This is a genomic window from Streptomyces sp. NPDC055749 (assembly GCF_053617235.1).
Map to the genome: position 1 here is coordinate 134803 of NZ_JBSHFH010000004.1, position 25623 is coordinate 160425.

Consider the following 25623-nt stretch of genomic DNA (forward strand, 5'->3'; position numbering starts at 1 on the left):
TTAAGAAGTGAACGATAGGGCTGTCAAGAGTTTGGTACGGACCAGCCCCCGGGGACGGGCACCAGGACGGTCAGCCCTCCGTGCAGGTGAAGTCCTCCGGCGATGTCCGCAGCCTGCCGAGCAGTCCGCGCAGCGCGGCGATTTCACCGTCGGACAGGTCCGCGAACAGCTCTCGCTCCACGGTGTCGAGCGCGATGTCCGACGCCCCGAGGCGCGAGGCCCCCTCCGGGGTGATCTCCACGATGTGCCGGCGGCGATCGGCGGGGTCGCGCGTGCGGCGCACGAGATCGTCGCCCTCGAGGTCATTGAGCAGGGCGACGAGCACGCTCGGGTCGACATCGAGCTTCTCGATGAGCGCCTTCTGCGTGACCGGACCCTCGGAGAGCTGCAGCAGCGTCATCACATGACGCGGTGCGAGCCCGGTGACGGCGAGCGCCTTGCGGATCAGCGCCTCGGTGATACCGCCGTGGTAGGCGAGCAGGAATCCGAGGCGGTAGTCCGGGTCCCCGGGGGACGCGGAGGACCCCGCCGCTTGCTGGGTGACCCTGCGCTGCGCTGCCATACCCATACCGTAACAGGGCCTCTATTGTGCGACACGATCAATCGTTGTTACTGTTCAACGATATTTCGCCATCCACCATTGAAGACCTTGAGGTAATCATGTTCGTCGCCTACGCCATAGTCGGCATCCTTCTCGCCCTCGCCCTCAGCGCCTCGGCCACGCTGACCTTCACCCGCAACGCGGCAGTCACGGCCTCGATGAGCAAGGTGGGCGTACCCGATTCCTGGTTCCCGCGGCTTGCCTCGCTGAAGGCAGCGGGCGCCGTCGGACTCGTGGTCGGACTCGCGGTGCCGCTGATCGGATCGGCCGCCGCGATCGGAGCGGCCCTCTACTTCATCGGCGCGGTCATCACTCACCTGCGCGCGAAGGACTTCGAGATCGCGGCACCGGTGGTCCTGGCCCTCGTGGCCGCTGCCGCGCTCGTCCTGCGGGTGATGTCCGCCTGAGCCCTCAGCGGCTAACCGGTCAGCCGGTCAGCTGGTCGCCGAGGGGGCTGCGGCGGTAGAGGACCTGCCGGCCGTCGCGGGCCCGGGTGACGAGGCCGGTGGCGTACAGCACGCGCAGATGCTGGGAGACGGCGCTCGGGGTGACCCGGAGGCGGCGGGCGATCTCGACCGTGGGCAGTGGCTCACCGAGCAGGCCGAGGAGCCTCGCCTTGGGCGCGCCCATGAGGGACACGAGAGCGGGCGCGTCCGCGACGGGCGCCGGGGTCCAGAGCGTCGCCACCCCTCGGCTGGGGTACGCCAGCACCGGCGGTTCGTCCGGGCCGGCCGGGGGCGCGGGCTTGTGAGCGAACACGGACGGTACGAGCAGCAGCCCCCGGCCGGACGCCGCGACGCGGTGGCTGCCGATCATCCGGTCGATGTCCAGCACACCGTTGTGCCAGCGCAGATTCGGGTGCATGTCGGCGAACAGCAGCCGCGCACCGCCCACGGCCAGTTGCCGGGCCCGGTAGGTCATATCGGCTTCCAGCACCAGCCGCATCTGCCGCCACATCGGCTCGATGGCGATCTCCCAGTACTGCCGCAGGAGCGCGCAGATGCCATCGCGGAGTGCGACCAGGGGCGCGTCTTCGGTGGCGGTCGCATCGTGAAGGGCCGCGGGCAGCGGGTCCGGTACGTGCGTGGCCAGCAGATCGCGGCGGACCAGACCGGGCGGGGTCCGGCGGACGACGGCCAGTTCGTCCTCGAAGCCGGGGGCGAAGCTCGCGGGGCGCGGGGTCAGGAAGTCGGGGAGGGTACGCCTCTTCGCGACCAAGGACATCAGCAGGTCCCGGTCGAGCGGCCCGAGTCCGCCGAGGACGGACCTGCGCCACGGAAGGTGCAGCGCGGACAGTCCGGGATCACGCAGCACCCGCAGGCTGAGCACCGTCTCCTGCAGCGGTGAGACCGCGAACCGGGTGTCCGCCAGGTCCTCGACGCCGAGCTCGAAGCTGATCATTAAGCCGTACGCTACATCTGTTGGCCCCTGACGGCGGGTGCCGTGAACTGCTTTCCCATGACACCCGCAACGCACGCACCGCCGGGCCGGGTCACCGGGATGAGCCGCCGGCTGATCCTGATCCTGGCCGTCACCTGCTCCGTGGCCGTCGGCACCATCTACTTCCCGCAGGCCGTCAGCCCGCTGGTCGCCACCGGACTGGGCGTGTCCCCCGATTCCGCCGCGCAAGCGGTGACCGCCACCCAGGCCGGTTACGCGGCCGGGATCCTTCTGCTGGTACCGCTCGGGGACCGGCTCCCGCATCGCCCGTTCCTCGTCACTCTGCTCGCCCTCACCGGCGCGGGCCTGTTCGCCGCGGGGTGCGCGCCCGGTCTGTCGTCACTCGTCGCCGCCAGTGTCCTCGTCGGCGTCACCACCGTGGCCGCGCAGATCGTCGCCCCGCTGGCGGCCGGTCTGGTGTCCGCAGAGCGTCGCGGCGCGGTGATGGGCACCTTGCTGAGCGGCTCGATCGGCGGCATGCTCCTGGCCCGCACCTTCGGCGGCGCGATCGGCGAATGGCTGGGGTGGCGGGCCCCCTACCTGGTGGCCGCCGTCGTGTCCCTGGTCCTCGCGGCCGTCCTCGCCTTCGCCGTACCGGACACGGCCCCGCCCTCGCCCTCGCCTTCGCCTTCGCCTTCGCGCCGGCCGTATCCGGCGCTCCTGACCGAGTGCCTGCGCCTGCTGCGTACCGAACCGGATCTGCGCAGGTCCTGCCTGTACCAGGCCACGGTCTTCGCCGGGTTCTCGGCCGTCTGGACCTGCCTGGCACTCCTCCTGAGCGGCCCGGCCTACGGCCTGGGAGCCCAGGCCGTGGGAATGCTCGCCCTGGTCGGAGCGGCAACCATGCTCTGCACCCCGTACGCGGGCCGTCTGGTGGACCGGTGGGGGCCCGGCCCGGTGAACCTGGTCTGCATGCTCGGCGTTCTCCTCTCCGCCGCGGTCCTGGCAGCCGGCTCCCTGGGCGGGGCACGGGGCCTGGCCGCTCTGGTTCTCGGCACGCTGCTGCTCGATGTCGCGATGCAGTCCGGCATGGTCGCCAACCAGACCCGGGTCTTCGCCCTGCTCCCCGAAGCCCGCAGCAGGCTCAACACCGCCTACATGAGCTGCGCGTACCTCGGCGGCGGCGGGGGCTCCTGGCTCGGCGTACATGTCTACGGCAGGGCCGGGTGGTGGGCCGTGTGCACGCTGGTGGCACTGCTGGCGGCCGTCGCCCTGGTCCGCCACCTCGTCGCTCCGCACGGCGGGGACACCGGTTGCCAACGGGACAACGGCATGTGAGAGATTGTCACTCCTCTTGTGAAGACCGCCTGAACAACTCGGGGGGCCGGAAGTGAGAGGCACGAGGTCCGGCCGCCACGGCGGCTAACTCGCTCTTCAACGTGCCTGTATGGAACGCGTGTTGGTTGAATCCGGAGCCATGACGGACCTCGGCCGACGCAGGGATCCGGTGATAGCATCCCGGCATCTGTGATCTTGATCCACTGGATTCAGATGCTGATTTGCGATCGGCGGCCTGCTCTCCGCGCAACAGCGGCCGGTCAGTGCCGAGCGGCCGTGTCGCGGGTCCTCGCGAGGTGTATCCGTCGCCGTCCTCCTGCCATGCGCCGGGAAAGGTTTCCATGATTCGAGACACACTTGTGTGGTGCCTGGTTGCGGTGGCGGCGATAGCCGTCGTCGCGGTCGTGGCACTCGCCGCCCGCAACAGAGCCCTTGGGGCGAAGAAGCAGCAGACCGAGGCCGAGCTGAGGCGCCAGCTCCAGATATCCGACAGTCAGTTCCACCTCTCCCGCGGAGAGTTGCAGAAGTTCAGGAACGAGCAGGACGGAACCCTCCGGGAAGCCAAGGAAGCGGCGGAGGAGAACACGAAGGCGGTCCTCAAGGGGGCCGCCAGCTTCCTGCAGAGCCTCGCCGCGGAGCAGACCACGCTCCTGGACGGCATCCAGCGGAAGTACGGCGGTCACGCCGTGCTCAGCGACCTTCTCGAAGTGAACCACGCCAACGCGCAGATGGCGCGCAAGGCTCAGGGCATCGCGGTCATGTGCGGTGCGCCGCTCGGCCGCCGCAACAGGCCAGCCAGCGTCTACGACGTCGTGCGCAGCGCCCAGGGGCAGATCCGTAACTTCCACCGGGTCGCCATCATGCAGCAGGCAGGGCTCGCGCTGAAGGCGTCCGCGGTCGCGCCCGTCGCCCTCGCCGTGGCCGAACTGCTCGACAACGCCGCCAGCTTCTCCCAGCACGACGCACCGATCGAGGTGACGTTCCAGCGGATCCAGAACAACCTCTGCATCGTCATCGACGACGCCGGCGTCAGCATGAGCGACGAGGACCGGCAGCGGGCGACGGAGCTGCTCGCGGGCGATGTCGTCCCCCGTCTCTCGCAGCTCGGCAACCAGCCGAAGTTCGGCTTCCCGGTGATCGGCCTGATCGCGCGTCAGTACGGCTTCAAGGTGGATGTCACCGGAGTCTCCCGGTACGGCGGCGTCCGTGCCGTCGTCCTGCTGCCCGAGGAGCTGTGGACCATGGAGGAGACACCGGCCAAGGAGGCTCCCGTCAGCAGCATCCTGCGTGCCGAAGGACGGCCGCAGAGCGGGACGTCGCGTACGACGCACGGCCTGCCGAAGCGCGGAGCGCGCCAGGCGCCGATCGCGAGCGTGCCCGACCCCGAGGCCGACCTGCCGGCGGCACGGGCCCCCCAGGAGACCGGCCGCTCCTCCGGGCGCAGCCTGGGGGCCTTCCAGCGCGGCACGCTCTCGGGCCGCAACCTCGATCCCACGTCGCTCGAAGGGTCCGAAGACGCATGACCGCCGACCTGTCGTGGATGCTCGAGGACATCGTGCACAACGTGCCCCGGGCACGGCACGCCGTCCTGCTGTCCGCGGACGGCCTGCCTCGTGGGGCCACGGAGGGCCTGGCCGAGAAGGAGGTACGTACCATCTCCGCCGCCATGGCCGGGATGCAGTCGCTCAGCCGGGCCACGGCCCACTTCGCCGGGCCGGAGGAGGACCGGCAGTGGAACCAGACGATCATCGAGTTCTCCCACGGGTGGAGCTTCCTGATCGGAGCGGGGCAGGGTGCCTATCTGGCCGCCGCCGCGGCGCCCGATGTGGACATGCAGCAGATCTCCTTCCGTATGCACCGCCTCGTCGCCCGGCTGGGGAACAACCTCACCACGCCGCCGAGGGTGAGCACGGAGGACGATGCCGGCACGCGGGGCACGGGCGGGGCCAGGCGTGAGAGCACGGGCGATTCGGGGTTCGTGATCGCCGACCTCGACCGGGTGATCGCCGATGTGCGGGGCGCCCGTCACGCCGTACTCCTGGGTTCCGACGGTCTGCCCCGCGGGGCGACCAGCGGGCTGAACAGGGACCTGGCGGACACGATCTCCGCGGCCATGACGGGCATTCACGCCTACAGCAGGGTCACCTCGCAGTTCGCGGGCGTTCTCGAGGACGCCGAGTGGCGGCAGACGGTCATCGAGTTCCAGCACGGCTGGATCTTCCTGATATCGGCCGGTACGGGGGCCTTCCTGGCCGCCGCTGCCGAGCACGACTGCGACATCGAGGAGTTCACCACGCGCCTGCACGAAGTCATCCCGAAACTGACCACGCCCGTAGCGCGGGGAGAGGGAGCAGGCCATGCCTGACGAGCCCGAGCAGGAGCTGGAGCTGACGTCCCCGTTAGTCCCCCTCTTCGTGATCACCAACGGACGTGCACTGCCCCCGGACCACGAGTACGAGCACACCACCCTGGTCATGGCGGCACAGGACGCGTCGGCCGCGGCGCGCACGCTCTCACCGGAAACGGGTCAGGTCCTGGACCTGGTCGCCGAGGGCTTCCTGTCCGTGGCCGAAGTGGCCGGCCACACGCACCTGCCGCTGGGCATCGTGCGCATCCTGCTGGCGCAGCTGGAGGAGGACGGTCTCATCCTCGTGAGGAGACCGATACCACGCGCCGAGCGTGTCGACAGAGAACTGGTCAGCGCCGTGCTCGAGGGCCTGAAGAATCGATTCGGAGCGTAACGCGTGTACTTGGATCCAGACGTCTCACAGGCGGTGAAGATCCTCATAGTGGGCCACTTCGGGGTCGGCAAGACCACCTGCATCGGAAGTCTCTCCGAGATCGAGCCGCTGCGGACCGAAGAGGAGATCACCGAGGCGAGCGAGGGTTTCGACGACCTGTCGGGCACGCCTCACAAGAAGACCACCACGGTGGCGATGGACTTCGGCCGTCTCACCCTCAGTGACACGCTGGTCCTCTATCTCTTCGGAACGCCCGGCCAGGAGCGTTTCAAGGAGATGTGGGAGGAGCTGTCCCGGGGCGCGCTGGGCGCGCTGGTACTCGTCGACCCCGAGCGGCTGCACGAGTCCTTCCCGGTCCTCGACCTGGTCGAGAGCTTCGGTCTGACGTACGCCATCGGCGTCAACCACTTCGAGGGCACCACGGACTACCCGCTCGACGAAGTCCGCGAGGCGCTGAACCTGACTGCCGACACCCCCGTCGTGAAGTGCGACGTACGCGACGAGAACACCTCGGCGCAGGCACTCATCACCCTCGTCAAACACCTCATGTCCCTACTCGGCTAGGAGCGCCGTCATGCAACAGCCTCTTGACCCGCAGGAGATACCTCCCGGATGCCCCGCGCACGGGAACGTACAGCTGTACGGCCCCTCGTTCGGAGCGGACCCCGACGGCCACTACGCGCATCTGCGTGGGTTCGGCCTGAGCGCACCGGTCGACATCGCCCCGGATGTCGAGGTCGAGCTGATCACCAGCTACGACGCCGCCCTGTACGTCTTGCAGAACCCCTCTTCCTTCGTCCGCGACTCCCGCCGCTGGAACGCGCTGAACGAAGGGCGTGTCCCGGCGGACAGCCCCGCCCTGCCCATGATGAGCTACCGCCCCAACGCGCTGTTCAGCGACGGCGCGGCGCATGCCCGGCTGCGCCAGGCGGTCACCGACAGCCTCGCCACGGTCAACGAGCGCCAGCTCGTCAGGCAGACGCAGCAGTCCGCCGACTACCTGATCAGCCGCTTCAGTTCCGAGCCCCGTGGCCAGGCGGAGCTGATGGCCGAGTACGCCCAGCCGCTGCCGCTGCTGGTCTTCAGCGACCTGTTCGGCTGCCCGCCCGAGATCGGCGACCGTGTGATCGCCGGGATCAGCGGCATCTTCGAGGGCACCCCGGGCGCCGACGAGGTGCTGGGCGGGGCACTCTCCGAGCTCATCGCTCTCAAGCGGCGCCGTCCGGCAGCAGACCTGACGACACGTCTGATGGAGCACTCGGCGCAGCTGAGCGACGAGGAGATCCTGCACCAGCTCGTGACCCTGTTGTCCGGCGGTACTGCACCTCTGACCGCCGCCATCGGAACGAGCAGTGCGCTCTACCTGGGTGAGGAGTGGCAGACCGGGCTGCCGGTCGAGGACGCCGTGGCGCAGACTCTGTGGAACTACGCGCCGATCGCCAACTACGCGGCCCACTATCCGACTCACGACGTCGAGCTGGGCGGCAGGGTGCTCCGGGCCAACGACCCGGTGCTGGTCTCGTTCGCCGCGGCCAATACCGACCCCAAGCTGACCGAGCACCGCCAGCAGCTCAGCGCCAAGGCGCACCTGGCCTTCGGCGCGGGTCCGCACGCGTGCCCCGCCAAGGACCCGGCGTTCATGATCGCGGTCACTGCCGTCGAGACCCTTCTCAACCGGCTGCCCGACGTCGAGATGCGTGTTCCGTTCAAGACCCTCGCCTGGGCGCCGACCCCGTGGAGCCGCTCGCTGGTGACCCTCCCGATCCGCTTCAGCCCGCGGACGGTGCAGTCGGCCACCGAGCCCGCCCGCCCGCAGGCAGGCCAGGGTGCCCAGCAGTCGGCGCCCGGCGAACAGCGTTCCGCCACCCGGGCATCCGGGCCCGGGGCTGCCGAGGCACCGCAGCACAAGGGAGGACTTTTCAGCCGATTCCTGGCATGGACAAGGGGAGAGTGATTTTAGAGGAGTGATTTAAGTAACCTCCTGAGACCCCTGTGTCACCGGATGCTTCAGTGATCTTGTGGGTATGCATGGCGGCTGGTTCTCAGAAAGGAGCCGCCATCATGAGTGTTGTCACGACTCCGTCGTATGACCGCAGGGCGTCCGCCTCCCTCTTCTCGCGTCTGCGGACGTCAAGGGGGCAGGCCGATCCCTTCCCGATATACGAGGAGTTGCTGTCGAGGGGCGAGGTCTTCCCCGCCCCTTGGGGCGGCTCCGTCGTCACCAGCTTCGCCGTCTGTGATCAGATACTGCGCAGCCGTGACTGGCTGGAGCCCGACAAACGGTGGCGCGAGCGACAGGGCTCGGGCACCCGCTGGAACGCTCCGTCCTCACGGGAGATGAGCAATACGCTGGCCGCGCTCAACGCCCCGGAGCACTCACGGGCGCGCCGGGCGGCCGGCACGTTCGACCGGGCCACCGTGGAGCGGATCGGCCGGAACGTGACCAGCACGACGGACCGGCTACTGGACTCCCTGTCGGAGCGATTGCGCGACGGGGAGGCGGACTTCGCGTCACTCGTGGGCGACGAACTGCCGGTCGCCACCATAGGCGACTGGCTCGGGCTGCCCGCCGCCGACTGGCCCCGTCTGCGGGAGCTGACCCACGACCAGGTCTTCACCCAGGAACTGCTGCCATCGGCGAGCCAGTTGGCCGGGTCCGACGCGGCCACGGCCGAACTGCGCGCGTACTTCGTCGATCTGGTGCGTGAGCGGCGAGCCCGTCCGGGCGAGGATCCGGTGTCCCGCTGGATCGAGACGTGGGACGCCATGGAAGCGGACCGCGACCAGGCCGACGAGGCCGTCTACCTGCTGGTGCTGTTCGTCGTCCTGGCTGCCCTCGAAACCACCTCGACGCTCCTCACCACCATGACGCTCCTGCTCGTCGAGAGCCCGGAGCGCTGGGACCTGGTCGCCGACAACCCCGACCTGATACCCGCGTTCGTGGAGGAGACGCTGCGCTACGACCCGCCCACCCATGTCATCAGCCGGGTCGCCGCCGAGGACTGCTTCCTGAACGGAATGGAGATACGCAAGGACGAGATGGTCCACCTCATGGTGGGAGCGGCGCACCGGGACCCGGCCAGGCACAAGGACCCCGACCGGTTCGACGTGCTGCGCAAGCCCGCCCACCTCGCCTTCAGCGGAGGCATCCACTACTGCCTCGGCGCGCCGCTGGCCCGGCTGGAGGCCCAGACCCTGCTCCGTCAACTCGTCCGGCGCCTTCCCCGCCTCACCCTCGTACGCCGGCCTACGATGGCGCCCCGGGTGGCGTTCCGGCGCCTGCTGAACTTGGATGTCGCCGTCGCATGAGCGAAACAGCCAGCACCCTCGCCAGGCCCTCCCGCAAGGCGATACGCGTCGAGCAGGACGGTCCCGTACTCCATGTCCGCCTCAACCCCTGGGAGCAGGACGACACACTGGGCGTCGACGCCCTCGACGAGCTCCTCCTCCTGCTCGACGATCTGCACGAACGCCCGGACATCCGCATACTGACCCTGTCGTCCCTGGGCACCGACTTCTGCCTCGGCGCCGACCGCAGCGAGTACGAGGCGGCGCTCGCCGCCGATCCGACCGGAGCCGCACTGCGGCGCATCGGGGACAAGGCCCAGCGTCTGTGCCAGGCGCTGGAGAACACGCACGCGGTCACCATCGCCCGGCTCCACGGCCGGGTGATCGGCGCCGGGCTGGCACTCGCCTCGTTCTGCGATCTGCGCGCGGGCGCGGACACCTGCCGCTTCCGTATGCCGGAGGTCGGCATCGGACTCCCACCGGCCTGGGGAGGTGCGATGGGCCGTCTGGTCTCCGAGGCCGGCGCCGCCAGGATCCGCGAACTCTTCCTCACCTGCGACGTGTTCGACGCGGCCACCGCCCACCGGCTCGGCCTCCTCCACAAGACCGCCCCCCTCGACCGGCTGGACGAGGCCATCGACGCCTGGACGAGGCCGCTCGTCCGGCGCTCGCCCGAGGCCCTCGTCCTGACCAAGCGCATGCTCGCCGGCTACGCGCGGGCCGACCGCACGGCGGACGTATCCCTGCTCGACTCCCACCTCCTGACAGGCCACATCAATCAGCACCGAGGAACAGGTACGGCAGGAGCCCGGTGACCTGAACACCTGGTCGCCTTCTTGAACCGGCGCGAAAGGGGGTCGTATCGGATCACTCCGGTACGGCCCCCGGTCCGTGGAGGCCAGGTCGGTCCCACGCCGGTCACCACCCCGTGGGCCACGGTCAGGACAATGGCGCCGGGCCGGGGATCGCGGGGATGGGCCGGTCGATGCGGTAGACGTAGTGGGCGCGGTCGTCATCCGGGTTGTCGGGCTCCAGGTCGGCGGTGCCGATCCTGCGCAGCCCGGCCTTCTCCAACGCCCGCCACGAGGCGCGGTTCGCCGCGTGGACCGGGACCACGAAGGCGGACGCCTCCGGCCAGTCCGTCCATGTGGCCTCTACGACCGCCCGGATGATGCGCGGTCCCAGCCCTTGACCCACCTTCTCGGGGTCACCGAGCAGGTAGTCGATCGTGACCGCCCCGTCGGGCAGTTCGGCCTGGCCGGCCAATTCCGCGCAGTATTCGGGGTAGTCCGCGAACCGGCACCGCTGCACCAGGGCAACCGGGCTGCCGTCCAGCATGACCAGCAGGTCGTCGGAGGGCTCCTCCCCGCGCGCCGCCGGTCCGAAGTCCCGCGCGACGGCCTCCGTCGACGTCTCGTGGTGCCACCACCGCGCCACATGCGGCTGCGCGAGCCATTGCCGCAACAGGCCGAAGTCCCCCTCGGCCACCCGCCGCCATGTGATCACCGAGCCTCCTCGCAACCGCACCGGAACACGGAAACTCTAGTTGCTCAAGAGGTCCGCCGGGGGCGCTTGCCCCGCGCCCCCACGGCGGCGACGTGCGATCCGGCGAGGGCCACGGCCACCGCCGGCGACAGGGCGGTGGAGACCGACCGATGCTTCCTCGACCGCCCGGGATACGACATCGGGGTCCACCGGAGGGCCACCCGCCCGGTCGAGTTCGGCGCGTACGAGGACCTCGGCCCGGTCGGCGATCCCGACGGCACTCGACTCGTGGATACGTGACATGCGAACCGCCTGGACCTCCGCGCCGGTGGGAGTGGAACGCCCGCGACGATATCCGAGGCAGTGCACGGGGCAGCGATTCTCGGCCTGCCCCTGGCGCGGTGACGGCCGTTCGTGTCGTAGAGACTTGAGAAGCTGGGCAGCGGCGCAGCGCAAGCAGCAGGCCAAGGCCGACGAGGAGGACACGATGAGAACCGCCCCGACGGGCCGGCACCCGCTGGACTCCGCCAGTGTCATGAACGCGAAGAAGACCCTCTTCGAACTCCTGGGCCGCGCGGGAGTCTTCCGGGACGAAGCCGAAGAGCTGATCACGCTCGTCGAAGCCGGCGCGATCGCGGACGCGCACAGCGAGGTGGGGAAAGCGGAGGGTGCCCCGGACAGGGACGGGGAGTCGTACGGCATCGGCTGGCACGACGGCGCCCGGGCCGTGAGTGACGCACTCGCCCGCCTTGCCGAGCAAGCCCTTGAGCGAGCCATCGGCCCTGCGGCGTCCGACGCGGCGGAGGACGCCGTAGGAGGCCGTCACCCCGTCGGCAAGGTGGACGTGGAGCGTGCGAAGGTGGCCGCGACGCCGCTCTATCTCTCACTCAGCGACGCCTCGGATCTCGACCCCGAGGTGTCGGACGAGGTCCTCGCCCCGGTACTCGGCACGATGAGTGTCGTGGGACGGGTCGGGTACGCGGGACGGCTGGAGCAGTTCACCGAGGACCATCGGGAGCGGCTGGCCGAGCTGTACGCACAGTACGGGCCCCGCAGCCGCACCGCCGTCCACAGCCGCTACTCGCTACTGCACTCCCCCGCGAGCATCGCCGTACTCGAACGCCTCACCGCCGCACCATCCGCGCTCCGGGCGGAATGGGAGCACGCGGAACTCCCCCCGGCATGGCTGGAAGGGCTCGCCGCCGCCTGGTGCGCGTCGGAGGCCCCTCCGGGCTGACGCCCGTCCGGGCCTCCCGACGCGGGTTGCGGCCCATGCGGTTCAGGTCAGGTCGGCCTGCGCGGGGGCGTCGTCGAGGAAGCCGCCCGACTGGTGCTGCCACAGCTTCGCGTAGGCGCCGTCCGCCGCGAGCAACTGATGGTGCGTGCCTTGCTCGACGATCCGCCCACGGTCCATGACGACGAGCCGGTCCATGGTGGCGACCGTGCTGAGCCGGTGCGCCACCACCAGCGCCGTACGCCCCTCCATGAGGTGCCACAACGCCTTCTGGACCAGGACCTCGCTCTCGGAGTCCAGTGCGCTGGTCGCCTCGTCGAGCAGGAGGATCGGCGCGTCGCGCAGAATCGCCCTGGCGAGGGCGACCCGCTGCCGCTGGCCGCCGGACAGCTTGACACCCCGCTCGCCGACCATGGTGTCGAAGCCGTCCGTCAGCGCGTCGGCGAACTCCGTGACATGAGCCGCCTCGGCCGCACGGCGGATCTCGGCCTCGGTGGCGTCGGGCCGGGCGAACGCGATGTTGTCCCGGAGCGTGCGGTGGAACATCGCCGGGTCCTGCGGCACGTAGGCGATCAGGCTGCGCAGATCGGCCTGGCGGAGCCTGCTGATGTCCTGCCCGCCGATCAGGATCCGGCCGTCGTCGATATCGGTCATACGCAGCAGCAGGCGGCTGAGCGTGGTCTTCCCACCGCCGGACCGGCCCACGAGCCCGATCTTCGCGCCACTGCTCACATCGAGGTCGAGACGCTCGAAGAGCGGCTTCGCACCCGCGTGGGCGAAGGTCACCTGCTCGAAGCGGACATCGGCGGCCTTGGACAGCAGCGGCTCCGGCGATGTCGGGTCGAGCACTGTCGGCTGTGCCAGCAGCAGTTCTGTGAACTGCCCGGCCTCGGTCAACGAGCTTTCCAGACGGCGGTAGATCTGGTTGAACTCGAACATGATGCGCGTCGCGTTGGTGTAGTACGTGAAGGCGACAACGACGGCCTCCACGCCGTGCTCGCCCCCGCCGAGACTCACTGCGAGCAGCAGGCCCATCACGTTGGTCAGTACGGACATCGGAGCAACCAGCGTGTCGATGCGCAGGTTGCCGTAGTCCCAGGAGCGCAATGTGAGCCGCCGTGACTCCGCGACGCGGGACCGGTGCTCGGCGGCCTCGCGCTCCTCGGCGGCGAAGGCCCGGACCGTGTCCATGTTCATCAGGCTGTCGGCGACGTGACCCGACACCTGGGCAATCGCTTCCTCGCGCCGGTCGACGAGCGCCTGGCGACGACGGATGAGGGGCGTCACACACAGAGCTGTCAGCGCGATCATCGTCAGGAGACCTACGACGAGCAGCGGTTCGTAACTCCACAGCACGACCGACCCGAACAACAGCGGCACGAAGCTGCCCACGACCGAGAAGGTCAGGGTGTCCACGCACTCCTCGAACCGGGAGGCGAAGCTCAGGACCCGCTTGGTCAGTGAGCCGGCGAAGTTGTCGTGGAAGAACGTGGCGTCCTTGGCGAACAGCTCGTCCATACCGACCACGTAGAGGTGCTCGATACCCCGGGCGTCAAGGCGGTTGAGAAAGTGCAGTCCGATGCGCCACAGCGCCTCCGCGAGAAGGAGAACACCGGCAAAGCCGAGCACGTAAGGCATCGTCGCGCCGAGATCGGTCCCGCCGTCGCCGGCAATGTGGCCGACGAGCTTCGCGACGATCAGCGGCGCGATGTAGTTGATGCCGATGTTGCCCATGGCCGGCAACAGCATCGCGGGGGCCGTCAGCCACCGGTGCCGGGCCAACTCTCTTCCGTAGTAACGCAGTGCCAGGAGCACCGCCCCCTTGCCCGGCGATTCCTCACGCGCTTCAGGCAATCCCGTTCCCACCCCTGGTCGACGGAGCCTGCGCGGCTCGCGGCGACGTGTCCGCGCGAGTACGGGAGGCCTGGAATCGCAGTGTCCCGCGAGGGCGTCCGGCCGGGCCACGCGTTTTTCTCGGCCAACGGCAACGCCGTAAACGCGTCAGTCCTGCCGGTGCCGACGCGGCATCCCGTAGTGCCCGCACGCACACCCGACACCAAAACTATGGTGTCCCGCCACATTCGCCCCCGACCTGCGCCTTCCTACGGTGTGGCGACACGGAAACGTCCCCGCCAACCGCCCGGAAGTGGTACCCATGGCCGCGCCAGCAACTTCGCCACCAGCACCTTCGAACCTTCGCCGGATCGTCGCCGCGAGTCTCGTCGGCACCACCATCGAGTGGTACGACTTCTTTCTGTACGGATCGGCCGCCGCGCTGGTCTTCAACAAGCTGTTCTTCCCAGGGAGCGACCCGCTCGTCGGCACCCTGCTCTCCTTCCTCACGTACGCGGTCGGCTTCGCCGCCCGGCCCATCGGCGCCCTGGTGTTCGGGCACTACGGTGACCGGCTCGGGCGCAAGAAGCTGCTGGTGCTGAGTCTGCTGCTGATGGGTGGCGCGACGTTCGCCATCGGGCTGCTGCCGACGCACGCGACCATCGGGACCGCGGCCCCGGTGCTGCTCACCGTCCTTCGTCTGGTGCAGGGCTTCGCACTCGGCGGTGAGTGGGGCGGGGCCGTGCTGCTCGTCTCGGAGCACGGTGACGCCAAGCGGCGTGGTTTCTGGGCCTCCTGGCCGCAGACCGGGGCTCCGGCGGGGCAGTTGCTGGCCACCGGGGTGCTCGCCGCGCTGACGGCGCTGATGTCCGACTCGGCGTTCCTGGCCTGGGGTTGGCGCATCCCCTTCCTGCTCTCCGGTGTGCTCGTGATCCTCGGCCTGTGGATTCGTCTCTCTGTCGATGAATCGCCTGTGTTCAAGGCCGCTCTGGCGCAGGCAGCGGCACGCAAGTCGACCGACGCGGCGGCCGAGAAGATGCCCATCGTCGCCGTGCTGCGCCATCACTGGCGGGACGTTCTGATCGCCATGGGCGCGCGTATGGCGGAGAACATCAGCTACTACGTCATCACGGCGTTCATCCTGGTGTACGCGACCGTTGCCGTGGAGATGAGCAGGCAGACGGCGCTCAACGCCGTACTCGTCGCCTCCGCCGTGCACTTCGCGGTGATCCCGCTGTGGGGCGCGCTGTCCGACCGGATAGGGCGCAGGCCGGTTTACCTCATCGGCGCGCTCGGCGTGGGGCTGTGGATGTTCCCGTTCTTCGCGCTGATCGACACCGGGAGCTTCGGGAATCTGCTGCTCGCCATCACGGTCGGGCTCGTCTTCCACGGCGCCATGTACGCACCGCAGGCGGCCTTCTTCTCGGAGATGTTCGCGACGCGGATGCGGTACTCGGGTGCTTCCATCGGCGCGCAGTTCTCGTCGGTCGCGGCGGGTGCGCCGGCGCCGCTCATCGCCACCGCGCTGCTCAACGACTTCGGGAGTTCGACGCCGATCGCCCTGTACGTCATCGCCGCCGCGCTGCTCACGATGGTGGCGATCCTGTGCGCGAAGGAGACCCGTAACCGGGACCTGTCGGACATCGGTGCGGATCCGGAGGACCGACCCGGCGCGTCGGCCCCGCTGCCCGCCGACGCCCGCAGCGTCTGAGGGGTTCGTTCCACCTCGTCGGGCCGGAAAATCGGACGGGCCGCCCACCACCGATGAGGTGGCGGGCGGCCCGTCCATGTCCGGTCGGCGGACCGCGCCTTACGGCTGCTGGGCGGTGCGCTCGAACCAGGTCGGTCCGTCGGTGAGGGACTGCTTGATCCGGAACAGGGCGAACTCGTTCAGCGGCGGCAGCGAGTCGACGGAGAACCAGCCCACCTCCAGCGACTCGTCGTCGTTGACCCGCGCCTCACCGCCGGTTGCCCGGCAGCGGAAGGTGATGTCGAGGTACTGGCACCGGTCGCCGTTCGCGTACTGGACGGGCTGCAGCGCCTGGGTGAGCACCACCCGCTCCGCCACACAGTGCACGGCAGTCTCCTCGTACACCTCGCGTTCGGCGGTCGCCGCGGGCTCCTCCCCCGGTTCGCAGATGCCCCCGATGACGGCCCATTTGCCGGTGTCGGAGCGCCGGCCGAGCAGCACTCTGTCCTCGTCGTCGAAGACGACCGCGGTGACCCCGGGCAGGAGGAGCAGCTGATGGCCCGCGGTCGCGCGGATGTCGCGGATGAAGTCGGGAGTAGGCATGCGCCGAGCCTACGTGTCCGTACCACCGGCCACGGGGGCGCCGGATCCGCGCAGCTTGCGGGCGCGCACGCCCCGGATCGTCACCCAGCCGAGGCCGGCCGCGGCGAGCAGCGCGAGGATTCCCTCGGGCAGCGGGCCCATGCGGGTCGCGGGCGTCAGCGAGGACCGCAGCGGGACCTCGTCGACCAGGGCGGCCGGGGTGAACATCTCCGTCTTCTGCACGATCTTCCCGTCCGGCCGGATCACGGCGCTGACCCCGCTGGTGACCGGGACGACGACGGACCGCCCGTGCTCGACCGCGCGCACCTGGCTCATGGCCAGCTGCTGGTACGTCATCTCGCTGCGCCCGAAGGTCGCGTTGTTGCTCGGTACGGCGATGAGCTGCCCCCCGTGCTTGACGGTGTCGCGTACCGCGTCGTCGAACGCCGCCTCGTAACAGGTGACGAGCCCGACCTTCGTACCCGCGAGGTCGAACACGCCGACCCTGTCGCCGGGTCCGAAGTCCCGCTGCACCCGGTCGACGTCCTTGCTGAAGATACGGACGAACGACCGCATCGGCATGTACTCGCCGAACGGCTGGATGTGGCGCTTGTCGTACGTGGCGACGGGGCCGTCCGCCGGGTCCCACTTGATGAGGGTGTTGCGCAGGGGGCCCTCTTCGGGGGAGACGACGGCGCCGATGACGGTGGGGACGCCGATCGCCCTGACGGCGTCGTCGATCACGATCCGGGCGTCGGGGTTGCGGTACGGGTCGAGGTCGGAGGAGTTCTCCGGCCACAGGACGAAGTCGGGCTGGGGCACCTTGCCCGCCTTCACCTCCCGGGCGAGCTGTTCCGTGCGGCGGGCGTGGTTGTCCAGGACCGCGCGGCGCTGGGCGTTGAAGTCGAGGCCGAGGCGCGGCACGTTGCCCTGGATCGCGGCGACGGTCGCGGTGCCGTCCTCGGCCGACGCGTCGACGAGGGGCAGTGCGGCGAAGGCCGCCGCCACGGGTGCGACAACGGTGACGACAACCGCGGCGACCGCGGCACGGGGGACGGTGCCGGTGGCGCGGTAGTGACGGAACCGGCGTACCGCTTCGAAGAGTCCGAAGCCGCACAGCACGACCGCGAAGGAGAGCAGCGGGGTGCCGCCGAGGGCCGCGAGCGGCAGGAACACGCCCTCCGCCTGGCCGAAGGCGATCTTCCCCCAGGGGAAACCCCCGAACGGCACGCGGGCCCGGAGCGCTTCGTCCAGGGTCCAGACGGCGGCGGCCCAGAACGGCCAGAAGGCGAGGCGGGTGACCGCGCTCATCCCGACGCAGCCCACCGCGATGAAGAGCGCCTCGGCGACGGCCAGCGCCAGCCACGGCACCGGGCCGACCTCTTCCCCGGTCCAGTGGAGCAGCGGCAGCATGAAACCGAGGCCCGCGAGGAGACCGAGCCCGAACGCGGCGCGCAGACGGCGTCCGAACAGGACCCAGCCGAGCAGGGCGAAACCGGGCAGAACCAGCCACCACAGGGGGCGCGGCGGGAAGCTCGCGTACAGCAGCGCACCGGAGAGTACGGCGGCGGCCGGGCGGAAGAGCCGCGGCAACAGCTTTCGGCCGCGGGACACGGGGGCGGGCGGCGGTTCGTCTACGGAGGTCATGGTGGCGCTCACCTGCCGGAGTCTACGGCGGCAGGCTGTGGGCGCCGGAGCCCGGGACGTCCCGGCCGTCGTGCGGTGACGGAGTGGGAGCACATGACGCCGCAACGTTTCTTCGTCATTCCCCCACACCGGAGCCACACGCCCGTTACCGTGTGCGCCAGTCGCTGCCGACCGGCCTGATCCGGCCGTCGTGGGCGCGACGGTCGAGGTCGGGGGGTCGACACGATGACCGCAACGGTGGGCCGGTACGGCGCGAGCGAGCGCGGCAACGCCTCGGACGCTGCCGGGGCCGTGATTCTCGCCGCCTGCGCGATCTGGTCACTGGTCAGCGCCGCGGGCCGCGACACCAGACCGGAAGGCGTACTGCTCGCGCTGCTGGCGGTCGCGGCGGGATTCACCTGCGGCCGGATCTGCGGGACGCTTCTCCCGGTCGTCGGCGCCTCGGCCGCCGCGCTCGCCGCCCTCGTCATGGCCCTGGTCTCGCGCCACGGGATGCCGGGCGCCACGGCCGCGGCCGAGATCACCCCCGGCCACACCGGGGCCGCGGCGGCCCTCCTGGTCCTGGCCGCGGGATCGGCGTGCTGCGCGGCGGCCGCGGCGGGCCGGACCTCGCTGCGCGTCACCCTGCGGCTGCTCGCGCTCGGCACCGCGTGCGCCGCACTCACCCTCGGCTCGGTCTTCGGCTTCATGGCGGCCCTCGGGGTGCTGCTCTGCTCGCTGGCCGCCACCCGGATGCGCCGCAGGCTGCTGGGCCTCGCAGGGCTCGGACTGGCCGCCGGCCTGATGGTGGGGCTGTCCTGGGCGGTGGCCGAGGACGCGTTGCCGGAGGGCCTCGCGGTCTCCCTGGAGGGGCCGCTCACCCAGAACCGGGTGCTGCTCTGGCACGACGCCGTGGAGCTGGCGAAGGAGAACCCGTTGCTGGGCGTGGGACCGGACCGCTTCGGCGAGCTGAGCCCCACCGCTCGGGAGTCCCTGCGCTCCGACGGCAAACCGCATTCCGCGCCCTTCCAGCAGGCAGCCGAGCAGGGAGTGGTGGGCGTCGCGCTGCTGGGCACCGCGTTCGGCTGGCTGCTGTACGTGCTGTGGCGTTCGCCCCGGGCCACGGCCGTGGTCCTGACGGCGGGCGCGGCGCTCACCGCCCTGGCGGCCCTGGCGGTCGTCGGCAACGCCCTCAGTTTCACTCCGGTGACGGTGGGGGCGGGGCTGCTCGCGGGGCTGGCGTCGGCACGGCGCCCGGTGGGCGAGGACGCCGGGCCGGGCGAGGACGCAGGGCTGCCGGGTGAGCGGACAGGCCGGTCCGCATGAGCCGTCTGCATGAGCCGTCCGAATGAGCCCGCCAAAGCCGGCCGGGCCGCCCTTCCGGTTCAGGCCTCCTTGGGGCTGGGCCCCGTCGCCGGCAGGTGCAGCCGGTCGCGGATGAACCGTACCGCCGCCTCCGCGTTGTCCACCGTGACGGTGAAGGTCCTGCCGTCACCGAGCCTCAGCACCACGCCCTCGCCCCTGCGCACCACCACGGCTGTGCCCTGCTCGGGACGCCAGCGGTATCCCCAGCCGCCCCATTCGCGCGGGGTGACCCTGGGTGCGAACTCCGCGCCCACCACATGCGTGAGCAGGATGCGGCGGCGTGGCAGGCCCATGTGACCGCAGCGCACCTCCAGCGCGTCCCCGTCCACCTTGACCGCCACGTGGACGAAGGCGAGGGTTCCGAACAGGATGAGCAGTCCGGCGGCGACGCAGCCGATCACGGACATCAGCAGCGGGGCGATCCCGGAGGTCCAGGCGGAGCCGACCGCGAGCTGGATACCGAGGGCCATGCACCCCGCGCCCGCGGCTGCGAGCAGCCATTGGGCACGGTTGGTCGCGCGGCCGGTCCAGACCGTGGGCGGGGCCTGGCTCGAACCATGGGTGCCATTACCGGTGTGGTCCCTCATGCCAAGCAGCGTACTCAGATTCCGCCCGCCGGGGAGGGGCCATGAGCCCGTCCGGAGGCGGTCAGGACGGTCAGCGGACGGGGGCGAGCGCCTTCAGCAGACGCCCTTCCTCGTAGGCCAGGGCGGCTTCCGGCAGCTCGGCGGCGCGTCCGCTGAGGATGACGGCGAGGGTGCCGGCCGGTTCGGCCGACGGAGCGGTACCGGCGCCGATACGGCGCAGCGCCTGGGCGGCCACGGCGTCGGCCGAGCCGAGCAGTGTCACCGGGGCGCTCCCGGGCTGCTGGACGGCCGCGCGGATGCGTTCGCCGACCAGCTCGTAGTGGGTGCAGCCCAGGACGACGGTCCGCACGTCCGGCGGGGTCAGGGCCGCCGCCGCGCCGATGGCGCGGTCGATGCCCGGCTCGTCGGCGTGCTGCACGGCGTCGGCGAGACCGGGGCAGGGGACCTCGGTGACGGCGACGGAACCGGCGAATTCACGGATCAGTGCGCGCTGGTACGGGCTGCCGGTGGTGGCCGGGGTGGCCCAGATGGCGACGGGTCCGCCGCCCGTGGCCGCCGGTTTGATGGCGGGTACGGTGCCGATGACCGGCAGCGCGGGTTCCAGTGCGGCACGGAGCGCGGGCAGTGCGTGGACGGAGGCCGTGTTGCAGGCGACGATCAGTGCGTCGGGCCGGTGGACGGCAGCCGCGCGGGCCACGTCGAGCGCGTGCGCGGTCACATCCTCCGGTGTACGCGGCCCCCAGGGCATCCCGTCCGGGTCGGAGGAGAGCACCAGATCGGCGTCCGGCCGCAGCCGGCGCACCGCCGCCGCCGTCGGGAGCAGGCCGATTCCGGAGTCCATCAGGGCGATCTTCACCCGGCCACCATAGTCGACACCCCTTGCGGCCCCACGGAAGTGGGGCAGACTTCGGCGGATGAGCGCCGTTGCCTGGATCGCCGTGGGTTCGCTGGTCGTGTGGGTGTGGCTGCTGGTGGGGCAGGGCTTCTTCTGGCGCACCGACCAGCGGCTTCCCCGGCGCGCGGACCCCGCGCGCTGGCCTTCGGTGGCCGTTGTCGTTCCGGCCAGGGACGAGGCCGGCATGCTGCCGGTGAGTCTGCCCTCGCTGTTCGCCCAGGACTATCCGGGCGAGGCCGAGATCTTCCTGATCGACGACTGCAGCAGGGACGGCACCGGGGATCTCGCCCGCACGCTGTCCGTACGGTACGGAGGGCTGCCGCTCACGGTCTCCTCGCCGGGTGAGCCGGAGGCGGGCTGGACGGGCAAGCTCTGGGCGGTGCGGCACGGGATCACGCTGGCCAAGGCCCGGAAGCCGGAATTCCTGCTGCTGACGGACGCGGATATCGCGCATGAGCCGGACAGCCTGCGGGAGCTGGTCGCCGCCGCGACCGCGGGCACCGGAGCCGGTTTCGACCTCGTCTCGCAGATGGCCCGGCTGCGGGTGGTCAGCGGCTGGGAACGGCTGATCGTGCCCGCGTTCGTCTACTTCTTCGGCCAGCTCTATCCGTTCCGCCGGGTGAACCGGGCCGGCTCGGGAACGGCAGCCGCCGCGGGCGGCTGTGTGCTGCTGCGCACCGAGGCCGCCGAGCGGGCGCGGATCCCGGATTCCATCCGGCATGCGGTGATCGACGACGTGTCGCTGGCACGTGCGGTGCAGCGCAGCGGTGGCCGGATCTGGCTGGGGCTGGCGGAGCGGGTGGACAGTGTGCGCCCGTATCCGCGGCTCGGGGATCTGTGGCGGATGGTCTCGCGGAGCGCGTACACCCAGTTGCGGCACAGTCCCCTGCTGCTCGCCGGGACCGTGCCGGGGCTCGCGCTCGTCTATCTCGCCCCGCCCGTCACGCTCGTGACCGGGCTGCTGACGGGGGACGCCGTGGCGGCGTGGGCGGGCGGGGCCGCGTGGGCAGTGATGTCGGGGACGTACATGCCGATGCTGGCGTACTACCGGCAGTCGCTCTGGCTCGCGCCGCTGCTGCCGGTCACCGCGCTGCTGTATCTCCTGATGACGGTCGATTCGGCGGTGCAGCACCACCGGGGGCGCGGTGCGGCCTGGAAGGGGCGTACGTATGCCCGTCCCGAGGCCGCACCGGACCGGTGACGCGTGCGGCGCGGGCTCACTTGCGGCCCGGGGTCCAGTTCATTCCCCAGCCGTAGGCGGCGTCGATGGTGCGCTGCGGGCTCACTCCGCGCTGCGGGACGAGATAGCGGGCTTCCCGCTGCACGGTGAGGTCTCCCCCGTCGTTGGTGATCAGTGCGAGCGCGCAGACGGTGGAGGGCACGGTGCACTCGTCGAGGGAGAAGTCGATGGCCGCGCCGTGCTGGGGCTGGAGGGTGACGGTGGCATGCAGATCGGCGAAACTCCGGGCGCCCTCATAGATGGTGACGAAGATCAGAAGACGGCGCAGCCGGTCCTTGTGGTCGAGGTTGACCGTGAGGTTCTCGCCGGAGGAGCGGGCGCCCGTGCGGTCGTCTCCGTCGAGATGGATATAGGGCGGCCGGCCGAGAGAGCCGAAGGCGTTTCCGAGTGCCTGGACAACTCCCTTGCTGCCGTCGGTGAGTTCGTAGAGGGCGCAGAGATCGAGATCGAGGTCGGCGTGCATGGCGACGGCCCGGCCGAGTTTGGCGCCCCAGCTCTTGAACTGTTTGCGCACTTCCCAGTTGAGATTCACCCGAAGGGCACCCGAGGTGCCCCCCTGTTTGGCCAGGGAGACGGATGGCGTTTCCTTCGTGAGGGTGACCTTCGTCAGTCTCACGGGCTGTGATGCGGGCGGAGCGGGTGGTACGGGCGGCGGTGTCATGGGGACCGGCGGGGACACGCTCGGCGTCACGTGTGATGCCTGGGGCCGGAGAGGCTGCTGTGCCTGTTGTGGTTCGTCGACGGAAATACCGAAGTCGGTGGCGAGACCTTCGAGTCCGGTGCTGTATCCCTGGCCGACGGCCCGGAATTTCCAGGCTCCCTGGCGCAGGTACAGTTCGCCCAGAATGAACGCGGTCTCGACGGTCGCGTCGGTGCTCTCGAACCGGGCGGTCTCGGCGCCGCTCGCCGCGTCCACGACCCGTACGTACAGCCCCGTGACCCGGCCGAAGCTCCCGCCGCCCACCGAGGCCGCGACGACGATGCGGTCGATGGCGGGCTCGATACGCGAGAAGTCGACGGCGAGGGTGTCCGTGACCCGGTCGCCGTCGGCCGCCTTGCCCTCGTGACGCACCGCGCCCGATGCGTGGGCCGGCTGGTTGTAAAAGACGAAGTCCGCGTCGCTGCGTACCTTTCCGGCGGCGAGAAGGAGTGCCGAGGCATCCACGTCCGGTGCCCCCGGGGTCGTGCGCCACCCCAATTCGACCCGCACGGCCCGAGCCGGCACCGGAACATTGGTTCCTTTTAGCATGGTCATGCTCGCCCCCATCGCGAGTCCGGCTGCCCGAAAGCCTTTCCCGGGACAACCTAATCCCCGGTGCGCCGGGGAGCCCACAGCCGTGACGCGTCCGGCCGGGCGATCCGCCGGTAACCCCCCGTGAACTCGCCCTTTACACGATCATTGCGCCGCCGGGTGCCCTATTTTCCCAAGTTCGCTCGCATTGGGGATCGCTGTTCACTCACAACACGTAAAACAACCCTCTTATCGGGCTCCCCAACCAGCACATCGTGGGCTTAACTTATGTGCCATGACCTCCCCCCGCTCCACCTACGGCGGCGGCTACTACGCCGCGCCGTCGTTCCCCGACACTCCGATCTACGACTCGCTGGTCGCGGAGCGGGGCACGCCTCAGATCGCGCCGATCCGAGTGCCTGCCGCCTATGACACCGGCAACAGCTATCTGCCGGCTCTGCCGTCGGCGCTGCCGGCCCTGCCCGCGGCTCCGTCCCAGCCGTCGTACGGGTATCAGCAGCAGGCGCCGCAGCAGTACCAGCAGGCGCCGATGCAGCCCGCGCAGTTGCAGCACGCCCCCGCGCCGTACATCCCGCAGCAGCCGCACGCACCCCGCGGCTATCAGCAGCAGCCCCAGCCGCAGCGCCCCGCGCCGGGCACGGGCTACGAGTCGATGCGTCCGGCTGCGCCCCGGCCGGCTCCGGTGCCGTCTCCGTACGAGGATCCGTACAACCGCCCCTACCAGGGCCGCGGGTACTGACCCGCTGGCAGGATGGGCGCATGGATCTTCCCGTGCTCCAGTCCGTCCATGTCCATCCGGTCAAGTCATTGGCCGCGTGCGCGCGGAGCGAGGCCGCCGTCGAGCCATGGGGACTCGACGGTGACCGGCGCTGGATGCTCGTCGACGCGGCGGACAAAGCGGTCACCCAGCGTCAGCGGCCCCGCATGGCGCTGGTATCCGCTGTGCCCCTGCCGGGCGGTGGGATCGAGCTGTCGGCGCCGGGGAGCGCCCCGCTGACCGTGGCTGTGCCCGCACCGGGCCGCACGGTGGCCGTGGACCTGTTCAAGCAGAAGATCGAGGTCGCGGAGGCGGCGACGGCCGCCCACGAGTGGTTCCGCGCCTTTCTCGGAGCGGACGTCCGGCTCGTCCATCTCGACGCGCCCGCGCACCGCAGGCCGATTCCGCCCGAGCACCACAGGCTCCTCGACCCGGCGCACGCGCGAGCGGGAGAGACCGTCAGCCTCGCCGACGAGTTTCCGCTCCTGCTCACCACCGTCGCCTCGCTGGACGCGCTCAACTCCCTCGTCGCGCAGGGCGAGCGCCCGGACGAGGGGCCGCTGCCGATGAACCGGTTCCGGCCGAATGCCGTCGTGGCGGGCACCGCCGCCTGGGCGGAGGACGACTGGCGGCGGATCACCATCGGCGAGGTCTCCTTCCGGGCGGTGAAGTCCTGCGGGCGCTGCGCCATCACCACCACGGACCAGGCGACGGCGGAGCGTGGCAGGGAGCCCCTGCGGACGCTCGCCCGCCACCGCCGGATCGGGAACGACCTCGTCTTCGGGCGCTATCTGATCCCCGACGGGACCGGGGTCATCCGGGTCGGGGACCCTGTCCGCGTGCTCGACTGACCGGCTGGCCGGCCAACGGGCTGAAGGAACTCTCCCGGGCCGTCCGGACGTTGGACGGCGTGAGGTTGCTCTCTCTTCGCCGCTCCGGGGTGCGAACCCTTCCGTATCGGGTTATCACGGATACGGAAGGGGGTGGCGAACGTGCGAGCGGTCTCGGGAGTCTGGCGTTGGCGGCACAATCCCCTGCGCCGTGCCACCGATCGCTTCGAGGCGTGGGTGGCGCTGCTCGCCCTGCTCCTGATGCTGCTGGCGGCGCCGGTGACCGGCTGGATGTGCGGTTCGCTCACGGACGACGCCCTCCAGCGTTCGGTACGGGCCCAGCGCGCCGAGCGCCATGTCACGACGGCCGTCGTGGTGCGCCGGGCGGACCACCCCGGCCAGTTCGTCGGCGACTCCGAAGTGGCGTCGGAGCGGGCCGCGCTGACCTCGGTGGTGGCCCGCTGGCGTACCCCCGACGGCACGACGCGAACGGGGAAGGTGGCGACGGCCTCCCGGGTCACAGGACCCGGTTCCCGGGTGCGGATCTGGACGGACGACCGGGGCAGGCCGGCGCTGCGGCCCATGGACGCACCCACCGCGCACACCCATGCGGCACTGGCCGGATTCGGTGTGTTCCTCCTCTCCGCCGCCCTGGTCGAGGCGGCCCGCCGGCTGATCGTCTGGCGGCTGACGCTGCGGCGGTATGCGCAGCTGGACCGGGCCTGGGCGAAGGCCGGTCCGGACTGGGGCAGGACCGGTACGGGCAGCTGACGCAGCGGTTCCCGGGACCGCCGGCCGGCCCCCGTGCGACTGATGAGCAGCCGACTCGTCAACTCCCGCCCGCCGCGCGCGCTACGGTGGACCGGCCGCACGAGGCAGCGCACACAGCACGAGGTGGG

26 protein-coding genes are annotated in these 25623 nt (G+C 70.5%); 17 read left to right on the forward strand and 9 right to left on the reverse strand.

Annotation, left to right across the window (positions count from 1 at the left end; all coding sequences use genetic code 11):
• Positions 1 to 70: 70 nt before the first annotated feature.
• Entirely contained in the window at positions 71 to 562 is a 492-nt protein-coding gene (locus ACWGO0_RS04580; RefSeq protein ID WP_453527864.1) for a MarR family winged helix-turn-helix transcriptional regulator, read from the reverse strand.
• A gap of 98 nt (positions 563 to 660) precedes the next feature.
• On the opposite strand from ACWGO0_RS04580, the gene ACWGO0_RS04585 reads away from it, so the two are divergent.
• On the forward strand, positions 661 to 1008 hold the full coding sequence (locus tag ACWGO0_RS04585) for a DoxX family protein (RefSeq protein ID WP_453527867.1): 348 nt from the start codon (positions 661 to 663) through the stop codon (positions 1006 to 1008).
• 19 nt (positions 1009 to 1027) lie between these two features.
• Here the strand turns inward: ACWGO0_RS04585 and ACWGO0_RS04590 are convergent, their stop codons facing one another.
• Positions 1028 to 2002 carry a helix-turn-helix domain-containing protein gene (locus ACWGO0_RS04590; protein ID WP_453527870.1) on the reverse strand — a complete coding sequence of 325 codons (975 nt, stop codon included), beginning with the start codon at positions 2000 to 2002 and terminating at the stop codon, positions 1028 to 1030.
• Between the two features lie 57 nt (positions 2003 to 2059).
• On the opposite strand from ACWGO0_RS04590, the gene ACWGO0_RS04595 reads away from it, so the two are divergent.
• From ACWGO0_RS04595 to ACWGO0_RS04630, 8 genes are all read left to right on the forward strand, one after another.
• Positions 2060 to 3319 carry an MFS transporter gene (locus ACWGO0_RS04595; RefSeq protein WP_453527873.1) on the forward strand — a complete coding sequence of 420 codons (1260 nt, stop codon included), beginning with the start codon at positions 2060 to 2062 and terminating at the stop codon, positions 3317 to 3319.
• 341 nt (positions 3320 to 3660) lie between these two features.
• Entirely contained in the window at positions 3661 to 4842 is a 1182-nt protein-coding gene (locus ACWGO0_RS04600; protein ID WP_453527876.1) for an ATP-binding protein, read from the forward strand.
• Positions 4839 to 5684, forward strand: a complete 846-nt coding sequence (locus ACWGO0_RS04605; protein ID WP_453527879.1) for a roadblock/LC7 domain-containing protein — start codon at positions 4839 to 4841, stop codon at positions 5682 to 5684. The genes ACWGO0_RS04600 and ACWGO0_RS04605 overlap by 4 nt, the downstream gene beginning before the upstream one ends.
• Positions 5677 to 6060 carry a DUF742 domain-containing protein gene (locus tag ACWGO0_RS04610; RefSeq protein ID WP_453527881.1) on the forward strand — a complete coding sequence of 128 codons (384 nt, stop codon included), beginning with the start codon at positions 5677 to 5679 and terminating at the stop codon, positions 6058 to 6060. Before ACWGO0_RS04605 ends, ACWGO0_RS04610 begins: the two co-directional genes overlap by 8 nt.
• Before the next feature lie 3 nt (positions 6061 to 6063).
• Positions 6064 to 6624, forward strand: coding sequence for a GTP-binding protein (locus ACWGO0_RS04615; protein ID WP_453527884.1), 561 nt, complete (start codon positions 6064 to 6066; stop codon positions 6622 to 6624).
• Positions 6625 to 6634: 10 nt separating this feature from the next.
• Complete coding sequence (locus ACWGO0_RS04620; protein WP_453527887.1) at positions 6635 to 8014, forward strand: cytochrome P450; 1380 nt, start codon at positions 6635 to 6637, stop codon at positions 8012 to 8014.
• Between the two features lie 107 nt (positions 8015 to 8121).
• On the forward strand, positions 8122 to 9369 hold the full coding sequence (locus tag ACWGO0_RS04625) for a cytochrome P450 (RefSeq protein WP_453527890.1): 1248 nt from the start codon (positions 8122 to 8124) through the stop codon (positions 9367 to 9369).
• Positions 9366 to 10163, forward strand: a complete 798-nt coding sequence (locus tag ACWGO0_RS04630) for an enoyl-CoA hydratase/isomerase family protein (RefSeq protein WP_453527893.1) — start codon at positions 9366 to 9368, stop codon at positions 10161 to 10163. Before ACWGO0_RS04625 ends, ACWGO0_RS04630 begins: the two co-directional genes overlap by 4 nt.
• 124 nt (positions 10164 to 10287) lie before the next feature.
• On the opposite strand, the gene ACWGO0_RS04635 is transcribed toward ACWGO0_RS04630, so the two are convergent.
• A complete protein-coding gene (locus tag ACWGO0_RS04635; protein ID WP_453527896.1) occupies positions 10288 to 10854 on the reverse strand; it encodes a GNAT family N-acetyltransferase in 567 nt (188 codons plus the stop codon).
• Positions 10855 to 10920: 66 nt separating this feature from the next.
• Here ACWGO0_RS04635 and ACWGO0_RS04640 point away from each other — a divergent pair, with 66 nt between their 5' ends.
• Entirely contained in the window at positions 10921 to 11133 is a 213-nt protein-coding gene (locus tag ACWGO0_RS04640) for a hypothetical protein (protein ID WP_453527898.1), read from the forward strand.
• 127 nt (positions 11134 to 11260) lie between these two features.
• Positions 11261 to 12070: a hypothetical protein gene (locus ACWGO0_RS04645; protein ID WP_453527901.1), complete on the forward strand. Its 810-nt coding sequence runs from the start codon at positions 11261 to 11263 to the stop codon at positions 12068 to 12070.
• 42 nt (positions 12071 to 12112) lie between these two features.
• On the opposite strand, the gene ACWGO0_RS04650 is transcribed toward ACWGO0_RS04645, so the two are convergent.
• Positions 12113 to 13882 (reverse strand): ABC transporter ATP-binding protein, encoded by a 1770-nt coding sequence (locus tag ACWGO0_RS04650; RefSeq protein ID WP_453528130.1) that lies wholly within the window; start codon positions 13880 to 13882, stop codon positions 12113 to 12115.
• 340 nt (positions 13883 to 14222) lie between these two features.
• Here ACWGO0_RS04650 and ACWGO0_RS04655 point away from each other — a divergent pair, with 340 nt between their 5' ends.
• Positions 14223 to 15611 (forward strand): MFS transporter, encoded by a 1389-nt coding sequence (locus ACWGO0_RS04655; protein ID WP_453527904.1) that lies wholly within the window; start codon positions 14223 to 14225, stop codon positions 15609 to 15611.
• Between the two features lie 99 nt (positions 15612 to 15710).
• On the opposite strand, the gene ACWGO0_RS04660 is transcribed toward ACWGO0_RS04655, so the two are convergent.
• On the reverse strand, positions 15711 to 16193 hold the full coding sequence (locus tag ACWGO0_RS04660; protein ID WP_453527907.1) for an NUDIX hydrolase: 483 nt from the start codon (positions 16191 to 16193) through the stop codon (positions 15711 to 15713).
• A 9-nt stretch (positions 16194 to 16202) separates the two neighbouring features.
• On the reverse strand, positions 16203 to 17831 hold the full coding sequence (gene lnt, locus ACWGO0_RS04665) for an apolipoprotein N-acyltransferase (RefSeq protein WP_453527910.1): 1629 nt from the start codon (positions 17829 to 17831) through the stop codon (positions 16203 to 16205).
• 213 nt (positions 17832 to 18044) lie between these two features.
• Between lnt and ACWGO0_RS04670 the strand changes: the two genes are divergently transcribed.
• A complete protein-coding gene (locus ACWGO0_RS04670; protein ID WP_453527913.1) occupies positions 18045 to 19124 on the forward strand; it encodes an O-antigen ligase family protein in 1080 nt (359 codons plus the stop codon).
• Between the two features lie 59 nt (positions 19125 to 19183).
• On the opposite strand, the gene ACWGO0_RS04675 is transcribed toward ACWGO0_RS04670, so the two are convergent.
• Entirely contained in the window at positions 19184 to 19750 is a 567-nt protein-coding gene (locus ACWGO0_RS04675) for a hypothetical protein (protein ID WP_453527916.1), read from the reverse strand.
• Positions 19751 to 19820: 70 nt separating this feature from the next.
• On the reverse strand, positions 19821 to 20606 hold the full coding sequence (locus ACWGO0_RS04680) for a glutamate racemase (protein ID WP_453527918.1): 786 nt from the start codon (positions 20604 to 20606) through the stop codon (positions 19821 to 19823).
• A gap of 58 nt (positions 20607 to 20664) precedes the next feature.
• On the opposite strand from ACWGO0_RS04680, the gene ACWGO0_RS04685 reads away from it, so the two are divergent.
• On the forward strand, positions 20665 to 21846 hold the full coding sequence (locus ACWGO0_RS04685) for a glycosyltransferase (RefSeq protein WP_453527921.1): 1182 nt from the start codon (positions 20665 to 20667) through the stop codon (positions 21844 to 21846).
• Between the two features lie 16 nt (positions 21847 to 21862).
• Here the strand turns inward: ACWGO0_RS04685 and ACWGO0_RS04690 are convergent, their stop codons facing one another.
• Positions 21863 to 23152, reverse strand: coding sequence for a TerD family protein (locus tag ACWGO0_RS04690; protein WP_453527924.1), 1290 nt, complete (start codon positions 23150 to 23152; stop codon positions 21863 to 21865).
• Positions 23153 to 23411: 259 nt separating this feature from the next.
• Between ACWGO0_RS04690 and ACWGO0_RS04695 the strand changes: the two genes are divergently transcribed.
• The 3 genes from ACWGO0_RS04695 to ACWGO0_RS04705 all read left to right on the forward strand — a co-directional run bounded on the left by ACWGO0_RS04695 (position 23412) and on the right by ACWGO0_RS04705 (position 25495).
• Positions 23412 to 23876: a DUF6643 family protein gene (locus ACWGO0_RS04695; protein ID WP_453527927.1), complete on the forward strand. Its 465-nt coding sequence runs from the start codon at positions 23412 to 23414 to the stop codon at positions 23874 to 23876.
• Between the two features lie 20 nt (positions 23877 to 23896).
• Positions 23897 to 24745, forward strand: a complete 849-nt coding sequence (locus tag ACWGO0_RS04700) for an MOSC domain-containing protein (RefSeq protein WP_453527930.1) — start codon at positions 23897 to 23899, stop codon at positions 24743 to 24745.
• Between the two features lie 141 nt (positions 24746 to 24886).
• A complete protein-coding gene (locus ACWGO0_RS04705) occupies positions 24887 to 25495 on the forward strand; it encodes an Rv1733c family protein (RefSeq protein ID WP_453528133.1) in 609 nt (202 codons plus the stop codon).
• The last annotated feature ends 128 nt before the right edge of the window (positions 25496 to 25623 follow it).

Coding starts and splice junctions, on each gene's coding strand:
- ACWGO0_RS04580 (WP_453527864.1), bottom strand. CDS start 562: ATGGCAGCGCAGCGCAGGGTCACCCAGCAAGCGGCGGGGTCCTCCGCG.
- ACWGO0_RS04585 (WP_453527867.1), top strand. CDS start 661: ATGTTCGTCGCCTACGCCATAGTCGGCATCCTTCTCGCCCTCGCCCTC.
- ACWGO0_RS04590 (WP_453527870.1), bottom strand. CDS start 2,002: ATGATCAGCTTCGAGCTCGGCGTCGAGGACCTGGCGGACACCCGGTTC.
- ACWGO0_RS04595 (WP_453527873.1), top strand. CDS start 2,060: ATGACACCCGCAACGCACGCACCGCCGGGCCGGGTCACCGGGATGAGC.
- ACWGO0_RS04600 (WP_453527876.1), top strand. CDS start 3,661: ATGATTCGAGACACACTTGTGTGGTGCCTGGTTGCGGTGGCGGCGATA.
- ACWGO0_RS04605 (WP_453527879.1), top strand. CDS start 4,839: ATGACCGCCGACCTGTCGTGGATGCTCGAGGACATCGTGCACAACGTG.
- ACWGO0_RS04610 (WP_453527881.1), top strand. CDS start 5,677: ATGCCTGACGAGCCCGAGCAGGAGCTGGAGCTGACGTCCCCGTTAGTC.
- ACWGO0_RS04620 (WP_453527887.1), top strand. CDS start 6,635: ATGCAACAGCCTCTTGACCCGCAGGAGATACCTCCCGGATGCCCCGCG.
- ACWGO0_RS04625 (WP_453527890.1), top strand. CDS start 8,122: ATGAGTGTTGTCACGACTCCGTCGTATGACCGCAGGGCGTCCGCCTCC.
- ACWGO0_RS04630 (WP_453527893.1), top strand. CDS start 9,366: ATGAGCGAAACAGCCAGCACCCTCGCCAGGCCCTCCCGCAAGGCGATA.
- ACWGO0_RS04655 (WP_453527904.1), top strand. CDS start 14,223: ATGGCCGCGCCAGCAACTTCGCCACCAGCACCTTCGAACCTTCGCCGG.
- ACWGO0_RS04660 (WP_453527907.1), bottom strand. CDS start 16,193: ATGCCTACTCCCGACTTCATCCGCGACATCCGCGCGACCGCGGGCCAT.
- ACWGO0_RS04670 (WP_453527913.1), top strand. CDS start 18,045: ATGACCGCAACGGTGGGCCGGTACGGCGCGAGCGAGCGCGGCAACGCC.
- ACWGO0_RS04675 (WP_453527916.1), bottom strand. CDS start 19,750: ATGAGGGACCACACCGGTAATGGCACCCATGGTTCGAGCCAGGCCCCG.
- ACWGO0_RS04685 (WP_453527921.1), top strand. CDS start 20,665: ATGAGCGCCGTTGCCTGGATCGCCGTGGGTTCGCTGGTCGTGTGGGTG.
- ACWGO0_RS04690 (WP_453527924.1), bottom strand. CDS start 23,152: ATGGGGGCGAGCATGACCATGCTAAAAGGAACCAATGTTCCGGTGCCG.
- ACWGO0_RS04695 (WP_453527927.1), top strand. CDS start 23,412: ATGACCTCCCCCCGCTCCACCTACGGCGGCGGCTACTACGCCGCGCCG.
- ACWGO0_RS04700 (WP_453527930.1), top strand. CDS start 23,897: ATGGATCTTCCCGTGCTCCAGTCCGTCCATGTCCATCCGGTCAAGTCA.